Origin of the sequence: Vibrio sp. ArtGut-C1, assembly GCF_002105475.1 — a bacterium.
GTDB classification, from domain to species: Bacteria; Pseudomonadota; Gammaproteobacteria; order Enterobacterales; family Vibrionaceae; genus Vibrio; species Vibrio diabolicus.
Window position 1 is genome coordinate 17164 of record NZ_NCTH01000038.1, and the last position, 18787, is coordinate 35950.

At 46.2% G+C, this 18787-nt stretch carries 23 protein-coding genes; 15 read left to right on the top strand and 8 right to left on the bottom strand.

Features of this window, described 5'->3' with window-relative positions; genetic code table 11:
- Positions 1-71: 71 nt before the first annotated feature.
- Entirely contained in the window at positions 72-863 is a 792-nt protein-coding gene (locus B7360_RS21905) for a DUF1338 domain-containing protein (RefSeq protein WP_005397681.1), read from the top strand.
- 145 nt (positions 864-1008) lie between these two features.
- Here the strand turns inward: B7360_RS21905 and crp are convergent, their stop codons facing one another.
- From crp to B7360_RS21935, 6 genes are all read right to left on the bottom strand, one after another.
- A complete protein-coding gene (gene crp, locus B7360_RS21910) occupies positions 1009-1641 on the bottom strand; it encodes a cAMP-activated global transcriptional regulator CRP (RefSeq protein WP_005381432.1) in 633 nt (210 codons plus the stop codon).
- 240 nt (positions 1642-1881) lie between these two features.
- Positions 1882-2751 (bottom strand): phosphoribulokinase, encoded by an 870-nt coding sequence (locus B7360_RS21915; protein ID WP_005397679.1) that lies wholly within the window; start codon positions 2749-2751, stop codon positions 1882-1884.
- Positions 2752-2875: 124 nt separating this feature from the next.
- The gene (locus tag B7360_RS21920; RefSeq protein WP_085344617.1) at positions 2876-3088 is read right to left on the bottom strand and encodes a YheU family protein; all 213 of its coding nucleotides are present in this window, start codon (positions 3086-3088) and stop codon (positions 2876-2878) included.
- A gap of 33 nt (positions 3089-3121) precedes the next feature.
- On the bottom strand, positions 3122-4129 hold the full coding sequence (locus tag B7360_RS21925; protein WP_046874535.1) for a hydrolase: 1008 nt from the start codon (positions 4127-4129) through the stop codon (positions 3122-3124).
- Positions 4130-4216: 87 nt separating this feature from the next.
- A complete protein-coding gene (locus B7360_RS21930) occupies positions 4217-4705 on the bottom strand; it encodes a TIGR02444 family protein (RefSeq protein WP_005397673.1) in 489 nt (162 codons plus the stop codon).
- Positions 4702-6621, bottom strand: coding sequence for an ABC transporter ATP-binding protein (locus B7360_RS21935; RefSeq protein WP_085344618.1), 1920 nt, complete (start codon positions 6619-6621; stop codon positions 4702-4704). Before B7360_RS21935 ends, B7360_RS21930 begins: the two co-directional genes overlap by 4 nt.
- Positions 6622-6830: 209 nt before the next feature.
- Between B7360_RS21935 and kefG the strand changes: the two genes are divergently transcribed.
- From kefG to B7360_RS21960, 5 genes are all read left to right on the top strand, one after another.
- Positions 6831-7424 (top strand): glutathione-regulated potassium-efflux system ancillary protein KefG, encoded by a 594-nt coding sequence (gene kefG / locus B7360_RS21940; protein WP_046874534.1) that lies wholly within the window; start codon positions 6831-6833, stop codon positions 7422-7424.
- A complete protein-coding gene (kefB, locus tag B7360_RS21945; protein ID WP_046874533.1) occupies positions 7408-9204 on the top strand; it encodes a glutathione-regulated potassium-efflux system protein KefB in 1797 nt (598 codons plus the stop codon). Before kefG ends, kefB begins: the two co-directional genes overlap by 17 nt.
- A gap of 33 nt (positions 9205-9237) precedes the next feature.
- Positions 9238-9438 (top strand): YheV family putative zinc ribbon protein, encoded by a 201-nt coding sequence (locus B7360_RS21950; protein WP_005381449.1) that lies wholly within the window; start codon positions 9238-9240, stop codon positions 9436-9438.
- 92 nt (positions 9439-9530) lie between these two features.
- A complete protein-coding gene (slyD, locus tag B7360_RS21955; protein ID WP_005397664.1) occupies positions 9531-10067 on the top strand; it encodes a peptidylprolyl isomerase in 537 nt (178 codons plus the stop codon).
- A 130-nt stretch (positions 10068-10197) separates the two neighbouring features.
- Positions 10198-11139, top strand: a complete 942-nt coding sequence (locus tag B7360_RS21960; RefSeq protein WP_085344621.1) for an isoaspartyl peptidase/L-asparaginase family protein — start codon at positions 10198-10200, stop codon at positions 11137-11139.
- An 84-nt stretch (positions 11140-11223) separates the two neighbouring features.
- Here B7360_RS21960 and B7360_RS21965 read toward each other — a convergent pair whose 3' ends face one another.
- Positions 11224-11451, bottom strand: a complete 228-nt coding sequence (locus B7360_RS21965; protein ID WP_005381455.1) for a SlyX family protein — start codon at positions 11449-11451, stop codon at positions 11224-11226.
- Positions 11448-12434: a WD40 repeat domain-containing protein gene (locus B7360_RS21970; protein WP_085344619.1), complete on the bottom strand. Its 987-nt coding sequence runs from the start codon at positions 12432-12434 to the stop codon at positions 11448-11450. Before B7360_RS21970 ends, B7360_RS21965 begins: the two co-directional genes overlap by 4 nt.
- A gap of 128 nt (positions 12435-12562) precedes the next feature.
- Between B7360_RS21970 and fkpA the strand changes: the two genes are divergently transcribed.
- The 9 genes from fkpA to B7360_RS22015 form a co-directional block, all read left to right on the top strand.
- On the top strand, positions 12563-13345 hold the full coding sequence (fkpA, locus tag B7360_RS21975) for an FKBP-type peptidyl-prolyl cis-trans isomerase (protein WP_005397659.1): 783 nt from the start codon (positions 12563-12565) through the stop codon (positions 13343-13345).
- Positions 13346-13488: 143 nt separating this feature from the next.
- The gene (locus B7360_RS21980; protein WP_031780643.1) at positions 13489-14211 is read left to right on the top strand and encodes a transcriptional regulator; all 723 of its coding nucleotides are present in this window, start codon (positions 13489-13491) and stop codon (positions 14209-14211) included.
- On the top strand, positions 14208-14603 hold the full coding sequence (tusD, locus tag B7360_RS21985; protein ID WP_085344620.1) for a sulfurtransferase complex subunit TusD: 396 nt from the start codon (positions 14208-14210) through the stop codon (positions 14601-14603). Before B7360_RS21980 ends, tusD begins: the two co-directional genes overlap by 4 nt.
- Positions 14600-14956, top strand: a complete 357-nt coding sequence (gene tusC, locus B7360_RS21990) for a sulfurtransferase complex subunit TusC (protein ID WP_005397648.1) — start codon at positions 14600-14602, stop codon at positions 14954-14956. The genes tusD and tusC overlap by 4 nt, the downstream gene beginning before the upstream one ends.
- 7 nt (positions 14957-14963) lie before the next feature.
- The gene (tusB, locus tag B7360_RS21995) at positions 14964-15239 is read left to right on the top strand and encodes a sulfurtransferase complex subunit TusB (RefSeq protein WP_046874530.1); all 276 of its coding nucleotides are present in this window, start codon (positions 14964-14966) and stop codon (positions 15237-15239) included.
- A 177-nt stretch (positions 15240-15416) separates the two neighbouring features.
- Positions 15417-15791 carry a 30S ribosomal protein S12 gene (gene rpsL, locus B7360_RS22000; protein ID WP_004399892.1) on the top strand — a complete coding sequence of 125 codons (375 nt, stop codon included), beginning with the start codon at positions 15417-15419 and terminating at the stop codon, positions 15789-15791.
- Between the two features lie 101 nt (positions 15792-15892).
- The gene (rpsG, locus tag B7360_RS22005; RefSeq protein WP_005382796.1) at positions 15893-16363 is read left to right on the top strand and encodes a 30S ribosomal protein S7; all 471 of its coding nucleotides are present in this window, start codon (positions 15893-15895) and stop codon (positions 16361-16363) included.
- A 75-nt stretch (positions 16364-16438) separates the two neighbouring features.
- A complete protein-coding gene (gene fusA, locus B7360_RS22010) occupies positions 16439-18538 on the top strand; it encodes an elongation factor G (protein ID WP_005397643.1) in 2100 nt (699 codons plus the stop codon).
- 153 nt (positions 18539-18691) lie between these two features.
- Positions 18692-18787, top strand: a 96-nt coding sequence (locus B7360_RS22015; protein ID WP_001967706.1) for a GTP-binding protein, incomplete at its 3' end; no start/stop codon positions are given.

Here is an 18787-nt window from a genome sequence, read left to right on the forward strand (position 1 = left end):
ACTTTTCGTTGTGAGCGAGCAGTCAACTTCCGCTTACCTTTTAACTCTACATCTCGTAACAAGGAGTCGTTATGACGCCCGATGTGTTATTTGAATCGCTATGGCAAGATTACATTCAACGTCTTTGCCCCTCAGCTGCGAAAGTACATCAGCTGCTTCAAGAAGATGAGCCTCTGATTAATGATCATATAGCTTTACGTACCTTCAATATTGCGCCTCTTGGTATCGAAACCTTAGCTAAACCATTTGTAGCCATTGGCTACCAGGCATGTGGTGACTACGTTTTCGAAAGTAAAAAGCTGGTTGCTAAACACTATGAGCACCCTGATCCGAAGCAACCTAAAGTCTTTATTAGTGAGCTAAAAGTTGAGGAGTGTTCGCCTGAGCTGCAAGAGATTGTGAAAAAGCTGGTGGCACAAGTCGATGCAGGCAAGCTGAACGATAGCGCATTCTTACATGGTGGACGCTTGTGGGATTTAAGCTTTGCTGACTACCAAACGTTGGCTAAAGAAAGTGAGTATGCATCTTGGTTGGCTGCGCATGGTTACGGCGCAAACCACTTCACGGTGAGCGTTAACCAGCTCAATGAATACGAAGAAGTGAAGCAAGTAAACGATCACTTACGTACGGCCGGATTTACCATCAATGAAAACGGCGGGGAAGTGAAGGGCACTCCTGAGGTGTTACTAGAACAATCATCGACCATGGCGGATAAAGTGGCGGTTCGCTTTAGCGAAGGCACTGAAATTATCCCTGGTGGCTTTTACGAGTTTGCTAAGCGCTACCCGATGGAAAATGGTGAGCTGTACCCAGGTTTTGTGGCGGCTTCAGCGGACAAAATCTTTGAAAGTACGAATGGCTAACTTTTAGGGTTAACCTTTCGGCTAACCAACTTGCTCATTAGTCTTTTGTTGCTCTGAGCTTAATGTGGTTACAAGACAAATAAAAAGCCACCAATGTCGCCATTGGTGGCTTTTATAATTTTGTTCGCGTCACTCTGGTTTGAGATTAACGAGTACCGTAAACCACGATAGTTTTACCGTGCGCAGAGATTAAGTTCTGCTCTTCTAGCATTTTCAAGATACGACCTACTGTCTCACGAGAACAGCCAACGATTTGACCGATTTCTTGACGAGTGATCTTGATTTGCATGCCGTCTGGGTGAGTCATTGCGTCTGGTTGTTTTGCAAGGTTCAGAAGCGTCTGAGCGATACGACCAGTTACGTCTAGGAACGCCAGGTCACCCACTTTTTGGCTAGTTACTTGAAGACGACGAGCCATCTGCGCAGAAAGGCGCATTAGGATGTCTGGGTTTACTTGGATAAGCTGACGGAATTTCTTGAAAGAAATTTCAGCAACTTCACAAGGAGATTTAGCACGAACCCAAGCTGTGCGCTCTTGGTCTTCCTCGAATAGACCAAGTTCACCAATAAAGTCTCCTTGGTTTAGGTAAGAAAGGATCATCTCCTTACCTTCTTCGTCTTTGATAAGAACCGCAACAGAACCTTTAACGATGTAGTACAAAGTTTCTGCCTTTTCGCCCGCGTGAATTAGCGTGCTCTTTGAAGGGTACTTATGAATATGACAGTGTGAAAGAAACCACTCTAATGTTGGGTCGGTTTGAGGTTTACCTAGAACCATAATATCTCACTTCCTCTGCAGGGTACGCTTGCGCTATCCATATTTTAGCTAAGCCTGAATTAGGCCTACTAGAATAAGAGCACTTTTTATATGCTGCAAGCTCTCTTGTGTTTCGGTAAGAAATAGTATCCTTTTTCGAAAACGATTTCTTGATTTTAATCGTGCCATGATTGAGATTTTGTAAGCAAAACTGTGCACATGATCACGGTATGAAAAGTAAACATCTTCGCAGGCAGGTTTTTAGCCAATTTTCCCTGTTTCGATGAGCTGTTGTAGGATAGGCCGAACTATGAGCTCCATTGCAAAGCTCATCTTACCGCCTGGCACGACAATCGTGTTGTGGCGTGACATGAATGAGCCATCAATCATAGCCAGGAGATATGGGAAGTCGACTTTCTTTATCCCACGCAAGCGAATTACGACAAAGCTCTCATCCAGGCTTGGGATACCTTTCGCGTTAAGTGGGTTGGAGGTATCGACCGTTGGGACGCGCTGAAAGTTAATATGAGTGCGAGAAAATTGTGGCGTGATGTAGTTAAGATAATCGTCCATCGAGCGCACGATAGAATCCATTACTGCTTCTCGTGAATGACCGCGGTCACGAGTATCACGCACAAACTTTTGGATCCACTCTAAGTTTACGATTGGTACCATACCAATCAAGAAATCCACATGCTGCGCGACATTAACATCGCCATCCACAACACCGCCGTGCAAGCCTTCATAGAAGAGAACGTCACTGTTCTCCGGTAAGTCTTGCCACGGTGTGAAGGTACCAGGCATTTGATTATAAGGTACGGCCTCGTCAAAGGTGTGTAGGTAGCGACGTACGCTGCCTGCGCCATCGTGACCATATTTACGGAAAAACTCTTCCAATCCTGGAAAGTCATTAGCTTGAGGGCCAAAGTAGCTAATGTGCCGACCTTGCTCGCGCGCTTTACGGATTTCTATATCCATTTCAGGGCGAGTAAAGCGATGGAAGCTGTCGCCTTCAACCCATGCGGGTTTAACGTTCATCATATTGAACATCTTACGGAAGGCTTCAGATGTAGTGGTCGTGCCGGCACCGGATGAACCAGTAACCGCAATAATTGGGTGTTTAGCTGACATGACAAACCTTGTCGAAAATTACTTACCTGTAATGTGCAGTAGGCTGCTACTGCACGGTCGATAACCCACTATAGCACGTAACAATGCCTTGTCATTGAGTGGGGTACGGTAAAATGTGAAGGGTCTAAAAATTTGTTTTTACCTGAATATCGACGGTTTCGTGCAGTTCAGAGAACACGATAACCGCTTCGCCTTTTTCTAATTGAGTTTTTACTTGATCCACTTTGTCTTGCAAAGAAACCTCGACGGTTCCGTAATCCGTGCCTTCACGTAAGACGAATTCACGAATTAAGTTTTCCAATGTTTCTGGCGCAATGTCTTGCCATGGAATGATCATAAATACCTCGAACTTTTATGATGAGCGGCTAGTTTACTGCTTTCGCTGCTTGGATACAGCAGAAAGGTAATCTGCGGCAATACTTTCGTAATACGCTGGCAGCGCTTCTTCCAACCAAAATTTCGGCTTGAGCGCTGAACCTGTAAGGAAACCAACATGCCCACCGTGCTCAAAGAGACGGTAATCAATATTATCTGGCAGAACAAATTTCGGGATCACATCGTCGGTCATGAATGGATCATCTTTGGCGTGAATGATCAGTGTCGGTAGCGTGATCTGTTGTAATTTACTTAAGCCAGAACATTGATCGTAATAATCTTGTGCGTCTTTAAAACCGTGCAGTGGTGCCGTGATCAAATCATCGAATTCATACAATCGTGTGACACGTTTTATTGAGTTGTAGGACAAAGCGAGCTCGCCATGCAACAAGTGATGTTTTTGCAATGCGTTGCGTTTGAGCGAAGAGAGTAGGTAACGGCGATACACTTTCGAAAAGCCTTGTTCAATACGGTTCGCACACGCTGCTAAGTCTAAAGGTGCTGAGATAATGGTCGCCGCATTCAAAATGGGGTGGTCTTTGTATTGGGCTAAATAATTCGCCAACATGTTACCGCCAAGAGAAATGCCAACCGCAACTTTGGGGTTATCAGGAAAGCGTTGCTCAAGGTGCTCTAAGAAGTGGCGGGCGTCAGTCACTTCACCAGAATGATAGGCGCGAGCTTTCTTGTTTGGCTTACCGCTACAACCGCGGAAATGCATCATCACCGACAGCCATCCGGATTGAGCAAATGCATTCATTAGGCCATTGGCGTAAGGGCTATAGAAGCAGCCTTCTAGTCCATGAAATAAAACAAAAATCGGCTTTTTTTGCGCAGGTTCTTGGGTTGGGTCCTCGCTCCATGCGAGATCGAGAAAGTCGCCATCGGATGTATCGAGGGTTTGCCAAATCGGCGTAAACAACGCTTTTTTGCGAATAAAACGCGGTAAAAGCGTTTGAAGATGCGGGTTTTTGATCCCGGCGGCTGCGAAAAATTGTGTCATACCTAACTGCTCTTATGCGGTTCTTCGGTGTCAGTTGAAGAACTTATTAATATAATCCTTTATAAAGATTATAGGTATTCTACAGATTTATGGGCGTTTTGGTGGGTGAATGTTTGGCACCGGAATAGCAAAGGCCTGTTGCAAATGCTCACCACCAAGTTGACGACAGTATCTCAGCGTGAGTGGGGCGCCATCATTTTTGACCAGCGTGAGCGAGTTAATGCAGTTCACCAAATCCGCTTGTTGCTGCTTTTCTAGTTGCAGCTCAAACTGCAAGGTTTCACGATATAAAGCGTCATTGACTTGAGACTTAAGATGGCGACGTAAGTCGCGAAAAGAGTGCAGTAAGGTTTCGCTTCGGCCCAGACAGCTTTGTACCAGAGGCCAGTCTTTTTCTTGGAAAATGAGTTGCTGCTCATCGAGCCATCTGAGCAGCAGGAGTAGGTTCACGTTGCCGTGATAATTGTTCTGTAATGATAAACACGCTTCTTTCACTTCTCGCACACCATAAAATTGCAGACTGAACTGCCAAAGGTGTTCTAGGGTGAGTGTGTATTCAGCGTGTTGATTACTCATTGATTAAACTCTAGCTCCATCTGCTCCAGTTCTTCCTGAGCAGACATCCATTCCATTTCAATTTCTTCGAGCTCTGCCTTACTAGAAGCTTGAAGAGCCAGCACTTGGTTAAGTTTAGCTTTATTTTCGGCTTCATACAGTGAGTTATCTGCCAATTGTTCTTCAGCTTCGGCCAGTGCAGCACCTAACTTATCCATTTTATTTTCTAATTGTGTCAGCGTTTTGCGAATTGGCGCCGTCTGCTTACGAAATTCTGCATCGCGACGTTTCTGCTCTTTTTTCGCTGCCGCGCTGTTGGCGCTATCTTTGGCTGGCTGTGCGGCTTGTGCTTCTTTGCGTTCCGCTCTTTGTTGCTCGGTTAACCACTTGTAGTAGTCGTTTAAGTCACCATCGAACGGCGCAACTTGACGATCGTGCACCAAGTACAAGTCATCGGTTGTAGCACGCAATAGGTAACGGTCGTGCGAAACAATCACCATTGCACCTTCGAACGTTTGCAGGGCCATCGTCAATGCCTGACGCATGTCCAAATCCAAGTGGTTGGTTGGTTCATCAAGTAGCAACAGGTTTGGCTTTTGCCACACAATTAAGGCCAGCACTAAACGGGCTTTTTCACCACCCGAAAACGGCGCGACTTTCTCCAGTGCTTTGTCGCCTTGGAAGCCAAAGCTGCCCAGGTAATCACGTAGCTGTTGTTCGGTTTGATCCGGCGCGATCTGCATCATGTGTTGCAGCGGCGTTTCCTCTGGGTGCAGCGTTTCTAATTGATGCTGAGCAAAGTAACCTATTTTTACGCCTTGTGAGTAAGTCAGATCGCCACCTTGCGCGTTAAGCTCACCAGAGAGTAATTTGATTAAGGTCGATTTACCCGCGCCATTACGGCCGAGCAGACCAATGCGACTGCCAGGAACCAAGTTCAAGCGGATCTTCTCTAAGATCAGGTTGTCACCGTAGCCTGCCGATACTTCATCCATCATCATGATTGGGTTTGGCAGCGCCGCGGGCTCACGGAATTGGAAGCTAAATGGGTTATCGAATTGAGCGGGTAACACTTTCTCCATGCGCTCCAAAGCTTTAATACGGCTTTGAGCCTGGCGTGCTTTAGAAGCTTTATAACGGAAACGGTCGATGTAGCTTTGCATGTGCGACATCTGTTTCTGTTGCTTCTCGAACATCGCTTGCTGCAGCACCATTTTTTGCGCTCGTTGGTTTTCGAACGACGAATAGTTACCCGTGTATTCGTTCAATTGTTGGTTTTCGATGTGAATAATACGGCCAACAATGGGGTCAAGGAAGTCACGGTCGTGCGAGATCAGGATCAGTGTGCCTGGGTAGTTTTGTAGCCAACGTTCAAGCCACATCACCGCGTCTAAGTCCAAGTGGTTGGTTGGCTCATCGAGTAGCAATAAGTCAGAACGGCACAATAGCGCTTGGGCTAAGTTAAGGCGCATACGCCAACCACCTGAGAATTGAGTCAAACTCCAACTCATTTGCTCTTGGCTGAAACCTAAACCGTCGAGCAATTCTGCCGCGCGAGCGCGAATGCTATAACCGCCGATGGTTTCAATTTTACCGTGGATCTCGGCAACCAAGGTGCCGTTGTCTTGTGCTTCCGCTTCAGCCAACTGCGTTTCGAGCGCTCGGTACTCGCGATCACCATCAATGACGTATTCTAGTGCGGTGCGCTCTAGCGCTGGCGTTTCCTGTGCGACCCAGGCCAGTTCCCAATGTTGAGGTTGGCTAAATGAGCCCGCATCAATCGACAGTTCATCTTTCAGCAATGCAAATAGCGTTGATTTACCGCAGCCGTTTTTGCCCACAAGACCGACTTTATCGCCAGGATGGATAGTCGCTGAAGCTTGGTCTAAAAGAGGTTTACCGCCACGCAGTAACTGAATATCAGAGAAGGTAATCATAAAGTTTTCATTCACTTTGCGCAGTGCGCGTTGCTTGGTTACATAGCGAAGTGGTTTCAATCGTTGTTAAAGCCACTTGGGTATATATCTAGCGGTGAATAGTAGGGGTATTGGCCGGAAAAGTCGATTGATTCGCTTTAATTGCATTATGCTGTACAAAAAAGTATAACAATTTGATAACGGATAAAAATAACCACAAGGACGACCATTTGGCTGTTGCACCGTCTATTCTCCCAAGAGTTCTGGTCATTTATGCTCATCCAGAGCCACATAACTCGATTGCTAATCAAGTGATGATTAAAAAAGCTCAGTCGCTTGATCACGTCACTGTGCACGATCTTTACGGTGTCTACCCTGACTTCTTTATTGATGTGAATTACGAACATGAGTTGTTGCTCACGCATGATGTGATCGTGTTTCATCACCCGCTTTATATGTATTCATGCCCAGCCCTGTTAAAAGAGTGGTTGGACCGAGTGCTGGGCAAAGGTTTTGCTTTTGGCGGAGGTTCGGCGCTAGAGGGAAAATACTGGCGTAGTGTGATTACAACGGGGGGGAAAGAAGAGGCCTTTAGCGCGAAGGGGTACAACAAATATCCATTAGAGCAAATCTTACAACCGTTTGAACTGACGGCTGCCTTGTGTCAAATGCACTGGATTGAACCTTTGGTGTTGTATTGGTCGCGTAATGTCTCGGATATTGAGCGGTATGAGCACGCCGAATTGTATCGTCGGTGGTTGAACAACCCACTTGAAAACTGGGAAGCAACAGACCAAGGAGGTCAGTATGGCGATAACCAGTGAGTTTCTTCAAAGTAGCGTGGTCTTTCTCTCAGCTGCGGTTATCGCGGTGCCGATTGCTCAGCGTCTCGGACTTGGCTCGGTTTTAGGTTATTTACTTGCCGGTGTGTTGATTGGCCCTTGGGGCCTTGGCTTAATCAGTGATGTTGATGCTATTTTGCACTTTGCTGAACTTGGGGTCGTGTTGTTACTGTTCTTGATCGGCCTTGAACTAAATCCTAAAAAACTGTGGCAAATGCGAGGACCGATTCTAGGTTTAGGCGGCGCGCAGGTGGTGGTTACGACCGCCGTGCTGGGCAGTGTCGTCAGTATGTTCGGCGTAAGCATGCAAGTGAGTTTGGTGATTGGAATGGGATTGGCGCTGTCCTCGACGGCAATTGCTCTTAAAGTGATTGAAGAGCAAGGGCTCAATGGCACCGAAACGGGTCAGTCTGGTTTTGCTGTATTGCTCTTTCAAGATATTGCCGTGATCCCAATGTTGGCAATGTTGCCCTTGCTTGCTGGCGGGCAGAGTGGCGGTAGTTGGTTGGATGTCTTCACGGTATTAGGCAGTGTGGTGGCCCTGTTGATTGGTGGCCATTTCTTGTTACGTCCACTGTTTCGTTTTGTTGTGATGAGCGGCGTTCGTGAGCTCTTTACCGTCGCCGCACTATTGGTCGTGCTTGGGATTTCTGTCGTGATGCAAAAGCTCGGGCTTTCTATGGCTCTAGGGACTTTCTTAGCCGGCGTTCTGCTGGCTGAGAGTGAGTATCGACATGAATTGGAAATCGCTATCGAGCCTTTTAAAGGTTTGTTGTTGGGGTTGTTCTTCATCGCGGTTGGCATGGCGGTAAATTTGGGGTTATTGGCATTACACCCTTTAGAGATTCTGGGCGCGGTGGTGGCTTTGGTCGTGGTTAAGGGCTTGGTTTTGTATGCATTGGCGAGAGCTGCCCGTGTCGGAGCCAAAGCGAGAAGCCGTATGGCCGCGATTTTAAGCCAAGGTGGTGAGTTTGCCTTTGTCATATTTACCGCAGCGAGCCAAGAGGGCATTTTATCCAAAGAGCAAGTAGCGTTTTTGTTGGTGGTGGTCAGTTTATCCATGGTGACGACACCACTTTTGCTGATGGGACAAAAAAAATGGTTTGCTCATACTCTGAATCAAGAAGAAGAGGGCATGACCACGAAAGTAGTGGATCGTCGGCCACGTGTGATCATTGCAGGCTTTGGACGTTTCGGTCAGATCGTCGGACGTTTAATGTATGCCAATAAAATCAAAGTGACGGTATTAGAAAGTGATGCCAGCCAAATCCACCTACTGCGCAAGTATGGTTACAAAGTGTTTTATGGTGATGCTACCCAAATTGATCTTTTGCGGGCTGCTGGCGCAGATAAAGCAGAAGCATTGGTCATTTGTACCGATTCACCTGATGAGGTGATGGCCATCGTTGATATCTGCCGCGTGCACTTCCCGAAACTTAAGTTGCTAGCCCGAGCAAGAAGCCGTGTCGAGGCGTATCAGTTAATGAGTCACGGTGTCGAGAATTACTCTCGTGAAACATTTTTAGGGGCATTGGATCTCGGTCGCCAAGCGCTCGTAGAACTTGGTATGCACCCTTATCAAGCAAAGCGGGCAGAAGCACATTTTCGTAAGTTAGATAATGCTATGCTTAAGGACTTATTGCCTCAGCACAATGAAGATAAGAAATTGGCTCAGAGAGCGAAAGAGGCACGCAAAGAGCTAGAAGAAATTTTTGGTCGTGAGATGGAGAGCGACCATCAGTCACCTAATCATTGGAAGTAGTACTTGAGCCAAGACTCAAGCTAAGGAAATAGCGTGAAAATCAAGAAACGTTTTATTGCCGGCGCTAGCTGCCCAAATTGCAGCCAGCAAGATACCCTGCGCTGGTGGATTGAAAATAATATCGAGTTAGTTGAGTGTGTCGAGTGTGAGTTTACTGAGCAGCGTAAACCGCAATCTGTAGAGAAAAATAAACACTCAGATCAGGAAATGATCGGAATTTTTAAGCCGGAATAATTGAACTTCGATAATTGATCCCCATAATACACCCAGATATCTCAGTACTTAACCCCATTCAGGTTAAGTCAATTAATCTCCCTGGAGTTAGTATGAAAATTGAAAAGAACGTTGTTGCAAGCCTTGCATACAAAGTAATGATGGAAGACGGTGTCGTTGTTGATCAATCAACAGCAGAAGCGCCTCTAGATTACCTTCACGGTCACAACAACCTAATCACTGGTCTTGAAAAAGAGCTTGAAGGTAAAGTGGCTGGCGACAAGTTCTCAGTAACGGTAGCTCCTGAAGAAGCTTACGGCGAGCACAACGATGCGCTAGTACAACGCGTTCCTGCGGACGTATTCCAAGGCGTTGACCAAATCGAAGTGGGCATGCGCTTCCTGGCTGACACTGACCAAGGTCCAATCCCTGTAGAAGTAACAGAAGTTGATGGCAACGAAGTGGTTGTTGACGGTAACCATATGCTAGCTGGTCAAACACTAACTTTCGAAGTAGAAGTTATGTCTACACGTGAAGCAACAGCAGAAGAGATCGAACACGGTCATATCCATCAAGCTGGTGGTTGTGGTCATGACCATGATCACGATGATGAAGGCTGCTGTGGCGGCGGCAGCTGTGGTTCTCACTAATCACAAGCTCCTTCACTAGATAATCTTATCTAGTAAAGCTTTGAAAAGCGCAAGTTGAGGTTTCAACTTGCGCTTTTTGTTTATCTAAGGTGTAGTGCATAGAAGAAAAGAACAACTCATGGAAAAAGCGATGACAAAACCTTTCTCGATTGCGATTCATGGTGGCGCAGGCACCATTTTACGTGAACAGATGAGCAATGAACTTCAGCAATCGATCTTGGCTGATTTGGAAGCGTCGGTAAAAGCTGGCTATCAAATTCTAGAGAAAGGCGGCGACGCTTTGGATGCGGTTGTTGCTGCAGTAAAAGTATTGGAAGACTCGCCTAACTTTAATGCGGGTAAAGGCTCGGTGCTGACCAACAACGAAATGGTAGAAATGGATGCCTCTGTCATGGATGGTCGAAACCAAGCCGCAGGCGCGGTCGCTGGTGTTCGTCATATCAAGAATCCAATTGAGCTCGCTCGTGACGTAATGCGAAACAGCAATCACGTGTTGTTGGTGGGTGAGGGCGCAGAGAAGTTTGCTTTTGAACAAGGCCATGAGTATACCGAACAGGATTACTTCTTTACTGATCGCCGTTATGAGCAGTTGCTGTCTATGCGTGAGAAAGGGCTGTTTGCTTTGTCGGAATCTCGCTACCCAGATGATCGTAAACATGGCACCGTCGGAGCCGTAGCGTTGGACCAACAAGGTAACTTAGCAGCTGCAACCAGCACGGGTGGCGTAACGAATAAGCAATACAATCGAGTTGGGGATTCGGCTTTGATAGGCTGTGGCACGGTGGCCGAAAATGGCGTTGTCGCGGTTTCAACTACGGGTGTCGGTGAGTTTTTTATCCGTAAACGTGTCGCAGAAGACGTCGCCGCGCGGATGCGTTACTTACAAGAAGATATTCATACTGCTTGTGAGCATATTATTCAGGGGGAACTGAAAGAGATGGGCGGCGAAGGCGGTTTAATCGCAATTGACGCGCAAGGTGAGCTGCACTTTGCGATGAACAGCTCTGGTATGTACCGAGCTAGCATCAATACTCAAGGCGAGTTGAGCGTCAAAATCTACGCTGACGAATAGCTTCCTCTTGAGCCACCTTCTTAAGTAATCAATACAACAAAGCCCAGAATATGTTCTGGGCTTTGTGCTATTTGAGCCTGCATTTTAATAATGCGGTGGTGGGGTTTCTTCTGACGGATCGGCTAAATTCGACGAGTCCATATTTTTTACTTTACCTACCACATATTTCATCTGATCGAGCATCTTGGTAATTTGCAGTTGCTGCTGCGATAAGGCACCGTTCAGATCTTCAATAGTCTGTTCTTGGAACGCAAGCTGACATTCTAAGTCATTAATGCGTGCTTCCAATTGCTGAATGATTTTTTCTGTCATGATCCGTTCTCTAACTGCCAAGCTTGGGCAATACCTGCTGAAGTAGCAGTAATTACGCGTTGTTTTGAATCAAAGGCTGCATCATACACGACCGCACGGGGAGGGCGAGTGTCTTTTTTGGGCTCCACTTCAAATCCACTCATTCGTTGTCCGGTTTGAGTATCCCATATTGAAACGCGGCCAGAAGGCGTTCCTGTCACTAACTGAGTTCCGTCATCAGAAAATCGCGCAGTAGAGAAGATCAATTGGCGCGACCAACTGCTCAACTGTGTGACTTCTTGTCCAGTTTTTAAATCCCAAATTACCGCTTGGTTTCCGCCATCGGATGTCATTGCTAACTTGCCATCTCGTTGCAGGGCAACACGAACAACCCGTTGTTCATGTTCGAAGGTCCGCAGCACTTGTCCGGTTTCGGTGTCCCACAAATACGCTTTGTAGTCATTACCACCAGTCAGTGCGAATCGGCCATTAGGAGAAATGGCGACGGAATTGACTTTTTCACGATGCGCAAGGAACTCCAAGCGACGTCCGGTGACTAAGTTGACGTAAATTGCTTTACCGTTGGATAACCCGAGCAGAACTTGCTCACCGTTACTGGTGATATCAACGTCGCGAATGAGCGCATCAGAAATAGACCAAAGGCCTTCGGATTGCGTCCAACCTAAGTCCCAAACTGCGAAGTTCATTTGGCTTGCTGTGACTGCATAGCGACCATTGTCTGAGATACGAATATGGGATACCACGTTGGCATCGGCATCGAGCTCACCCAGGTTGGCTAGTTGTTCATTTTGCTCTAGGTCCCACAACATCAAATGGTGTTGCTGAGAATAGAGCAGAGCAAATCGTCCATCTCTGCTAAGTGCGAAGCTCGTCGCACCCTGAGGTTCTATCGGCCAACGCTGCACTTCACGCTCGGCGAAAAAGCAACCATTTAACGTGGTGATGACAATTAAATATAGGAATAAATGAGAAATTCTTTGCATCACATCTAATAATCCGGTTTGTGTCTTAAGACATATAGCTAGTATATTGGTATAACGATTGTCTTCACTAGTCTCATAGAAGATTTGTGCACAACAACCAATGGCAAAGCCATTATTGGGAGAATTTAATGAAATCAGTTTTAAAAGTGTCGCTACTTGCTGCAACAGTTATGCTAGCGGTAGGTTGTCAGAAAGAAGAAACTAAAACAGAAGCCGCACCTCAAGCAGAACAAGTTCAAGCAGAAACCGGTAAAGCGGTTCACTTTAAAACCGACGACGATAAAGCGGCATACGCAATCGGTGTTTCATTTGCTAACTACCTAAGCACAAGCATCGACAAGCCAAGCGAAATCGGCATTAATCTTAACAAAGACTTGGTACTAAAAGGTATCGAAGACGTCTTCAAAGGCAATGCTGAATTGAATGAAGAAGAAACACGTGCAGCACTAGAATCTCTAGACAAGCGTGTTGCTGAAAAGATGCAAGCACAAGCAGCTGAGAAAGCAGCTGAAGCAAAAAAAGCTGGCGATGATTTCCGTGCTGAGTTCGAGAAGCAAGAAGGCGTAGTGAAGACAGATACAGGTCTTCTATACCAAGTTATTACTCCAGCTGAAGGCGAGAAGCCAAAAGACACTGATACGGTTCAAGTACACTACAAAGGTACGCTAATCGATGGTACGCAATTTGATAGCTCTTACGATCGTGGTGAACCTGCAACATTCCCACTTAACCGTGTAATCCCAGGTTGGACAGAAGGTGTTCAGCTAATGCCTGTGGGTTCTAAATTCAAATTCGTTATCCCGCCAGAGCTAGCATACGGTGATCAAGACACACCAAGCATTCCTGCTAACTCAACGCTAGTATTTGAAGTTGAGCTGCTAAAAGTCGAGAACGACAACGCAGAGCAATAACAATAAGCCGCGATAAGTTATTGAAAAAGGTCCGTTTAACGGGCCTTTTTTGTTCTAGGTCACTAGTTGGTGAGTTTGCTAGGTTGATTTTCAAATTTTCTGATAAACTTACACCAATTTGTTGATTTTTCGCTCGAAGGCTTATGACAACTACAGAAACAATAAACGCGGAGATGTTGCTCGAAATGGAATCCGTTAACGTGATGCCGTTTACCGAGCACGACAAAATCATTTTAAGATCTTATGAGGCGGTCGTTGATGGTATCGCCAGCCTGATAGGTCCCTTTTGTGAAATCGTTCTTCACTCGCTAGAAGACTTAAATACCTCTGCAATTAAAATCGCTAACGGTGAAAACACGGGTCGCCAAGTCGGCTCACCGATCACTGATTTAGCGCTTAAAATGCTAAAAGACATCGAAGGCTCGGAGCGCAACTTCTCACGTTCGTACTTTACCCGTGCAAAAGGTGGCGTGTTGATGAAGTCGATCACTGTTGCCATTCGTAATGGTGAAAATCGCGTGATTGGTTTGTTGTGTATCAACGTCAACTTGGACGCGCCTTTCTCGCAAGTCCTTCAATCTTTCATGCCAACGCAAGAAGCAAAAGAAGCGGCTTCCTCAGTTAACTTTGCTAGTGACGTAGAAGAGTTGGTGGACCAAACTGTTGAACGCACCATCGAAGAGATCAATGCGGATAAATCCGTATCGAACAACACCAAGAATCGCCAAATCGTGATGGAATTGTACGACAAAGGCATCTTCGATATTAAAGATGCCATCAACCGCGTTGCAGATCGTCTTAACATTTCAAAACACACCGTCTACTTATACATTCGTCAACGTAAAACCGAGGACGATGAAAAGTGAGTAAACTGACTTACACATTGGTGGTGAACGGTCCTGTTTACGGTAGCCAGTCAGCACGCAGTGCTTATCAGTTCGCCAAGGCGGTGATTGAGCAAGGCCATCAGTTAGTGAGCGTTTTCTTTTATCAAGAGGGCGTGACCAATGGTAATGCTTTGAGTGTGCCTGCCAACGACGAATTTGATCTCAATAAGGCATGGCAATCTTTGGCAAAAGAGCATGGTGTTCGTCTAGAAACTTGTGTTGCTGCGGCTTTGCGTCGCGGGATCGTAAGTGAAGAAGAAGCGAATCAACATGGTTTGGTCCAGAGCAATCTAGCGGAAGGTTTTGAGCAAGCCGGCTTAGGTAGCTTAGCCGAAGCGATGTTAACCCAAGACAGAGTGGTACAGTTTTGAGTCAGCTAACTTATCTATTTCGTAGCGCACCGCATGGCAGTGCGGCTGGTCGTGAAGGTGTGGATGCACTGTTAGCCGCGTCGGCTTACTGTGAAGATATCAGCGTCATTTTCATGGGAGATGGGGTTTACCAGCTTCTACTAGGGCAAGAACCGAGTAAGATCTTGAGCAAAGATTATGCGCCGATGCTGAAGCTTTTCGATTTATACGATATCGAACAAGTCTTTGTGTGCTCAGAGTCATTAGCTCAGCGAGGTTTGGCTCAAGCGGATTTAGTCATTGAAGCTCAAGCGTTAAGCTCAGAGCAGCTCAAAGATAAGTTGCAACACGCTGGCAAGCTACTGTCGTTCTGAGGAAGTTATGCTACATATTATAAAAACGGTCTCCGCTCTAGAAGACGCCATGCCCTTATGCAGTACACAGGATGACATCTTACTTATAGAAGATGCCGTGTACGCTGCTAACTCGCAGCATAAAGCGTTCTCCCACCTAAAAAACCGCAGTGTATTTGTGCTAGAGAGCGATATTCACGCTCGCGGTATTGCGAATCGTATCAGTCCATCACTGACGATCGTGAATTACTCAGGCTTCGTTGAGCTCACAGTTAAACAGGATAAATCGCTTACTTGGGATTGAACGTGATTTACTGTCGCTAAAGCTTTACGGATGAATTGTCCTAATTGAACAAAAAAGATCCGTATATTTCTTGACACACCTCTCACTGCTGCATAGAATTTTGCGTCCCTAACTGCAATGGTAGTTGGGGATAGATTTTTCACAAAGCTTACTTTCAAGTAAATCAGGAGCTAGTTAATGGCAACTATTAACCAGTTGGTACGTAAGCCTCGTGCAAAGCAAGTTGTTAAAAGCAACGTGCCTGCACTAGAAGCGTGCCCACAAAAACGTGGTGTATGTACTCGTGTTTACACTACTACACCTAAAAAACCTAACTCAGCACTTCGTAAAGTTTGTCGTGTACGTCTGACAAACGGCTTCGAAGTTACATCGTACATCGGCGGTGAAGGTCACAACCTTCAAGAGCACAGTGTTGTACTAATCCGTGGCGGTCGTGTAAAAGACCTTCCGGGTGTACGTTACCACACTGTTCGCGGTGCACTTGACTGTGCTGGCGTTAACGACCGTAAACAAGGTCGTTCTAAGTACGGTGTGAAGCGTCCTAAGTCTTAATGGGTTCCGTTAAGTAAGGCCAAACACTAAATTATTTTTAATTTTTTGAAAAAACTGAAAAGTTTTGGATAAAACCTGAAGAAGACAACGGAGATAAATCCATGCCACGTCGTCGCGTCATTGGTCAGCGTAAGATCCTTCCAGATCCAAAATTCAAATCTGAATTGCTGGCAAAATTCGTTAACATCCTAATGGTTGACGGTAAAAAATCTACTGCAGAGAAAATCGTTTACACTGCACTAGATGCTATGGCTGAAAAGTCTGGTAAAGACCACTTAGCTATTTTTGAAGAAGCTCTTGAAAACGTACGCCCTGCGGTAGAGGTTAAATCTCGCCGTGTTGGTGGTTCAACTTACCAAGTACCTGTAGAAGTACGTCCGGTTCGCCGTAACGCACTTGCTATGCGTTGGTTGGTTGAAGCTGCGCGCAAGCGTGGTGAAAAATCTATGGCTCAACGCCTAGCAGCTGAAATGCTAGACGCGTCTGAGAACAAAGGTACTGCGGTTAAGAAACGTGAAGACGTTCACCGCATGGCTGACGCAAACAAAGCGTTCGCTCATTACCGCTGGTAATACCTTCTGTGCTGCGAGGTTCTCTCGCAGCACTTTTCTATACTCTAAGGTACACCTTAGTAAGAGGATACAATCGTGGCTCGTAAAACTCCTATTGAGCGCTACCGTAATATCGGTATCTGTGCTCACGTAGATGCAGGAAAAACAACCACAACTGAGCGTATTCTGTTCTACACTGGCCTTTCTCACAAAATCGGCGAAGTTCACGATGGTGCAGCAACCATGGACTGGATGGAGCAGGAGCAGGAACGTGGTATCACTATCACATCCGCTGCGACTACTACATTCTGGCGTGGTATGGAAGCACAGTTCCCTGAGCATCGCGTAAACATCATTGATACCCCTGGACACGTTGACTTTACTATCGAAGTAGAGCGTTCTCTTCGTGTACTTGATGGTGCTGTGGTTGTGTTCTGTGGCTCATCTGGTGTTGAACCTCAGTCTGAAACTGTATGGCGTCAAGCAGACAAATACCACGTTCCACGTTTGGTATTTGTAAACAAGATGGACCGTGCGGGCGCAGACTTCCTACGCGTTGTGGACCAAATTAAAAATCGTCTTGGTGCGAACCCTGTTCCAATCCAACTGAATGTTGGTGCAGAAGATGAGTTCAGAGGTGTCATCGACCTTATCAAGATGAAGATGATCAACTGGAATGAAGCCGATCAAGGCACTTCGTTTACTTACGAAGACATCCCAGCTGACATGATCGAACTTGCTGAAGAGTGGCGCAACCACATGGTTGAATCCGCTGCTGAAGCTAGCGAAGAGCTGATGGACAAGTACCTTGAAGAAGGTGAATTGACTGAAGCTGAGCTCAAACAAGCTCTACGTACTCGTACACTAAACAACGAAATCGTACTGGCCACTTGTGGTAGTGCGTTTAAGAACAAAGGTGTTCAAGCGGTACTAGATGCTGTGATCGAGTTCTTGCCATCGCCAGTTGACGTACCTGCAATTAAAGGTGTTGACGAAAGAGAAAATGAAGTTGAGCGTCACGCTGACGACAACGAACCATTCTCTGCGCTAGCATTTAAGATCGCGACTGACCCATTCGTGGGTACGCTAACGTTCATGCGTGTTTACTCTGGTGTAGTAAACTCCGGCGACGCTGTTTACAACTCTGTAAAAGAGAAGAAAGAGCGTTTTGGTCGTATCGTTCAGATGCATGCGAATAAGCGTGAAGAAGTAAAAGAAGTTCGCGCTGGTGATATCGCTGCTGCTATCGGTCTGAAAGACGTAACAACAGGTGACACACTGTGTGATCAGAACCACAAAGTGATTCTAGAGCGCATGGAGTTCCCTGAACCAGTTATTCAGATTGCTGTAGAACCTCGTTCTAAGGCAGACCAAGAGAAAATGGCTATCGCGCTAGGTAAACTGGCTGCGGAAGATCCATCATTCCGCGTGGAAACGGACGACGAATCAGGTCAGACTCTGATCTCAGGTATGGGTGAACTTCACCTAGACATTATCGTTGATCGTATGAAGCGTGAATTCAGCGTTGATTGTAACGTTGGTAAACCTCAGGTTGCTTACCGTGAAACCATTCGTGGTAAAGCGGAAGTTGAAGGTAAGTTTGTTCGTCAATCAGGTGGTCGTGGTCAATACGGTCATGTGTGGGTCAAACTTGAGCCTTCTGAACCTGGCGAAGGTTTCGTATTCGTAGACGAAATCGTGGGTGGTGTGATTCCTAAGGAATACATCAGTTCAGTATCGAAAGGTATCGAGGAACAAATGAATAGTGGTGTTCTAGCGGGTTACCCTGTACTAGATATTAAAGCTACACTATTTGATGGTTCTTACCACGATGTAGACTCAAGCGAGATGGCGTTTAAGATCGCTGGCTCGATGGCATTCAAGAAAGGTGCACTAGAAGCACAACCTGTGATTCTAGAACCAATGATGAATGTCGAAGTAACCACTCCGGAAGACTGGATGGGTGACGTTGTTGGTGACCTAAACCGTCGTCGCGGTATCATTGAAGGCATGGACGAAGGTGTGGCTGGTCTTAAGATCATCCGTGCTCAAGTACCACTATCTGAAATGTTCGGTTACGCAACTGATCTACGTTCTGCAACTCAAGGCCGTGCGTCTTACTCTATGGAGTTTCACGAGTACGCTGAAGTGCCGAAAAACTTCGCAGATAAAATTATTGCAGAGCGTGGTTACTAATTGACGATTGAACTACAAAAAGTTTACGACTTTTTGCGAGATCAGGGCGTCCAAATATTGCGCTAACGGGCGTTGGCGCATAAAATAACAATTTCTGGCGCGTCGTCGATCAATAATGATCACGACGAATCATAACTAGGAAGGAACACGATCGTGTCTAAAGAAAAATTTGAACGTACGAAACCGCACGTTAACGTTGGTACTATCGGCCACGTTGACCACGGTAAAACAACTCTAACTGCAGCTATC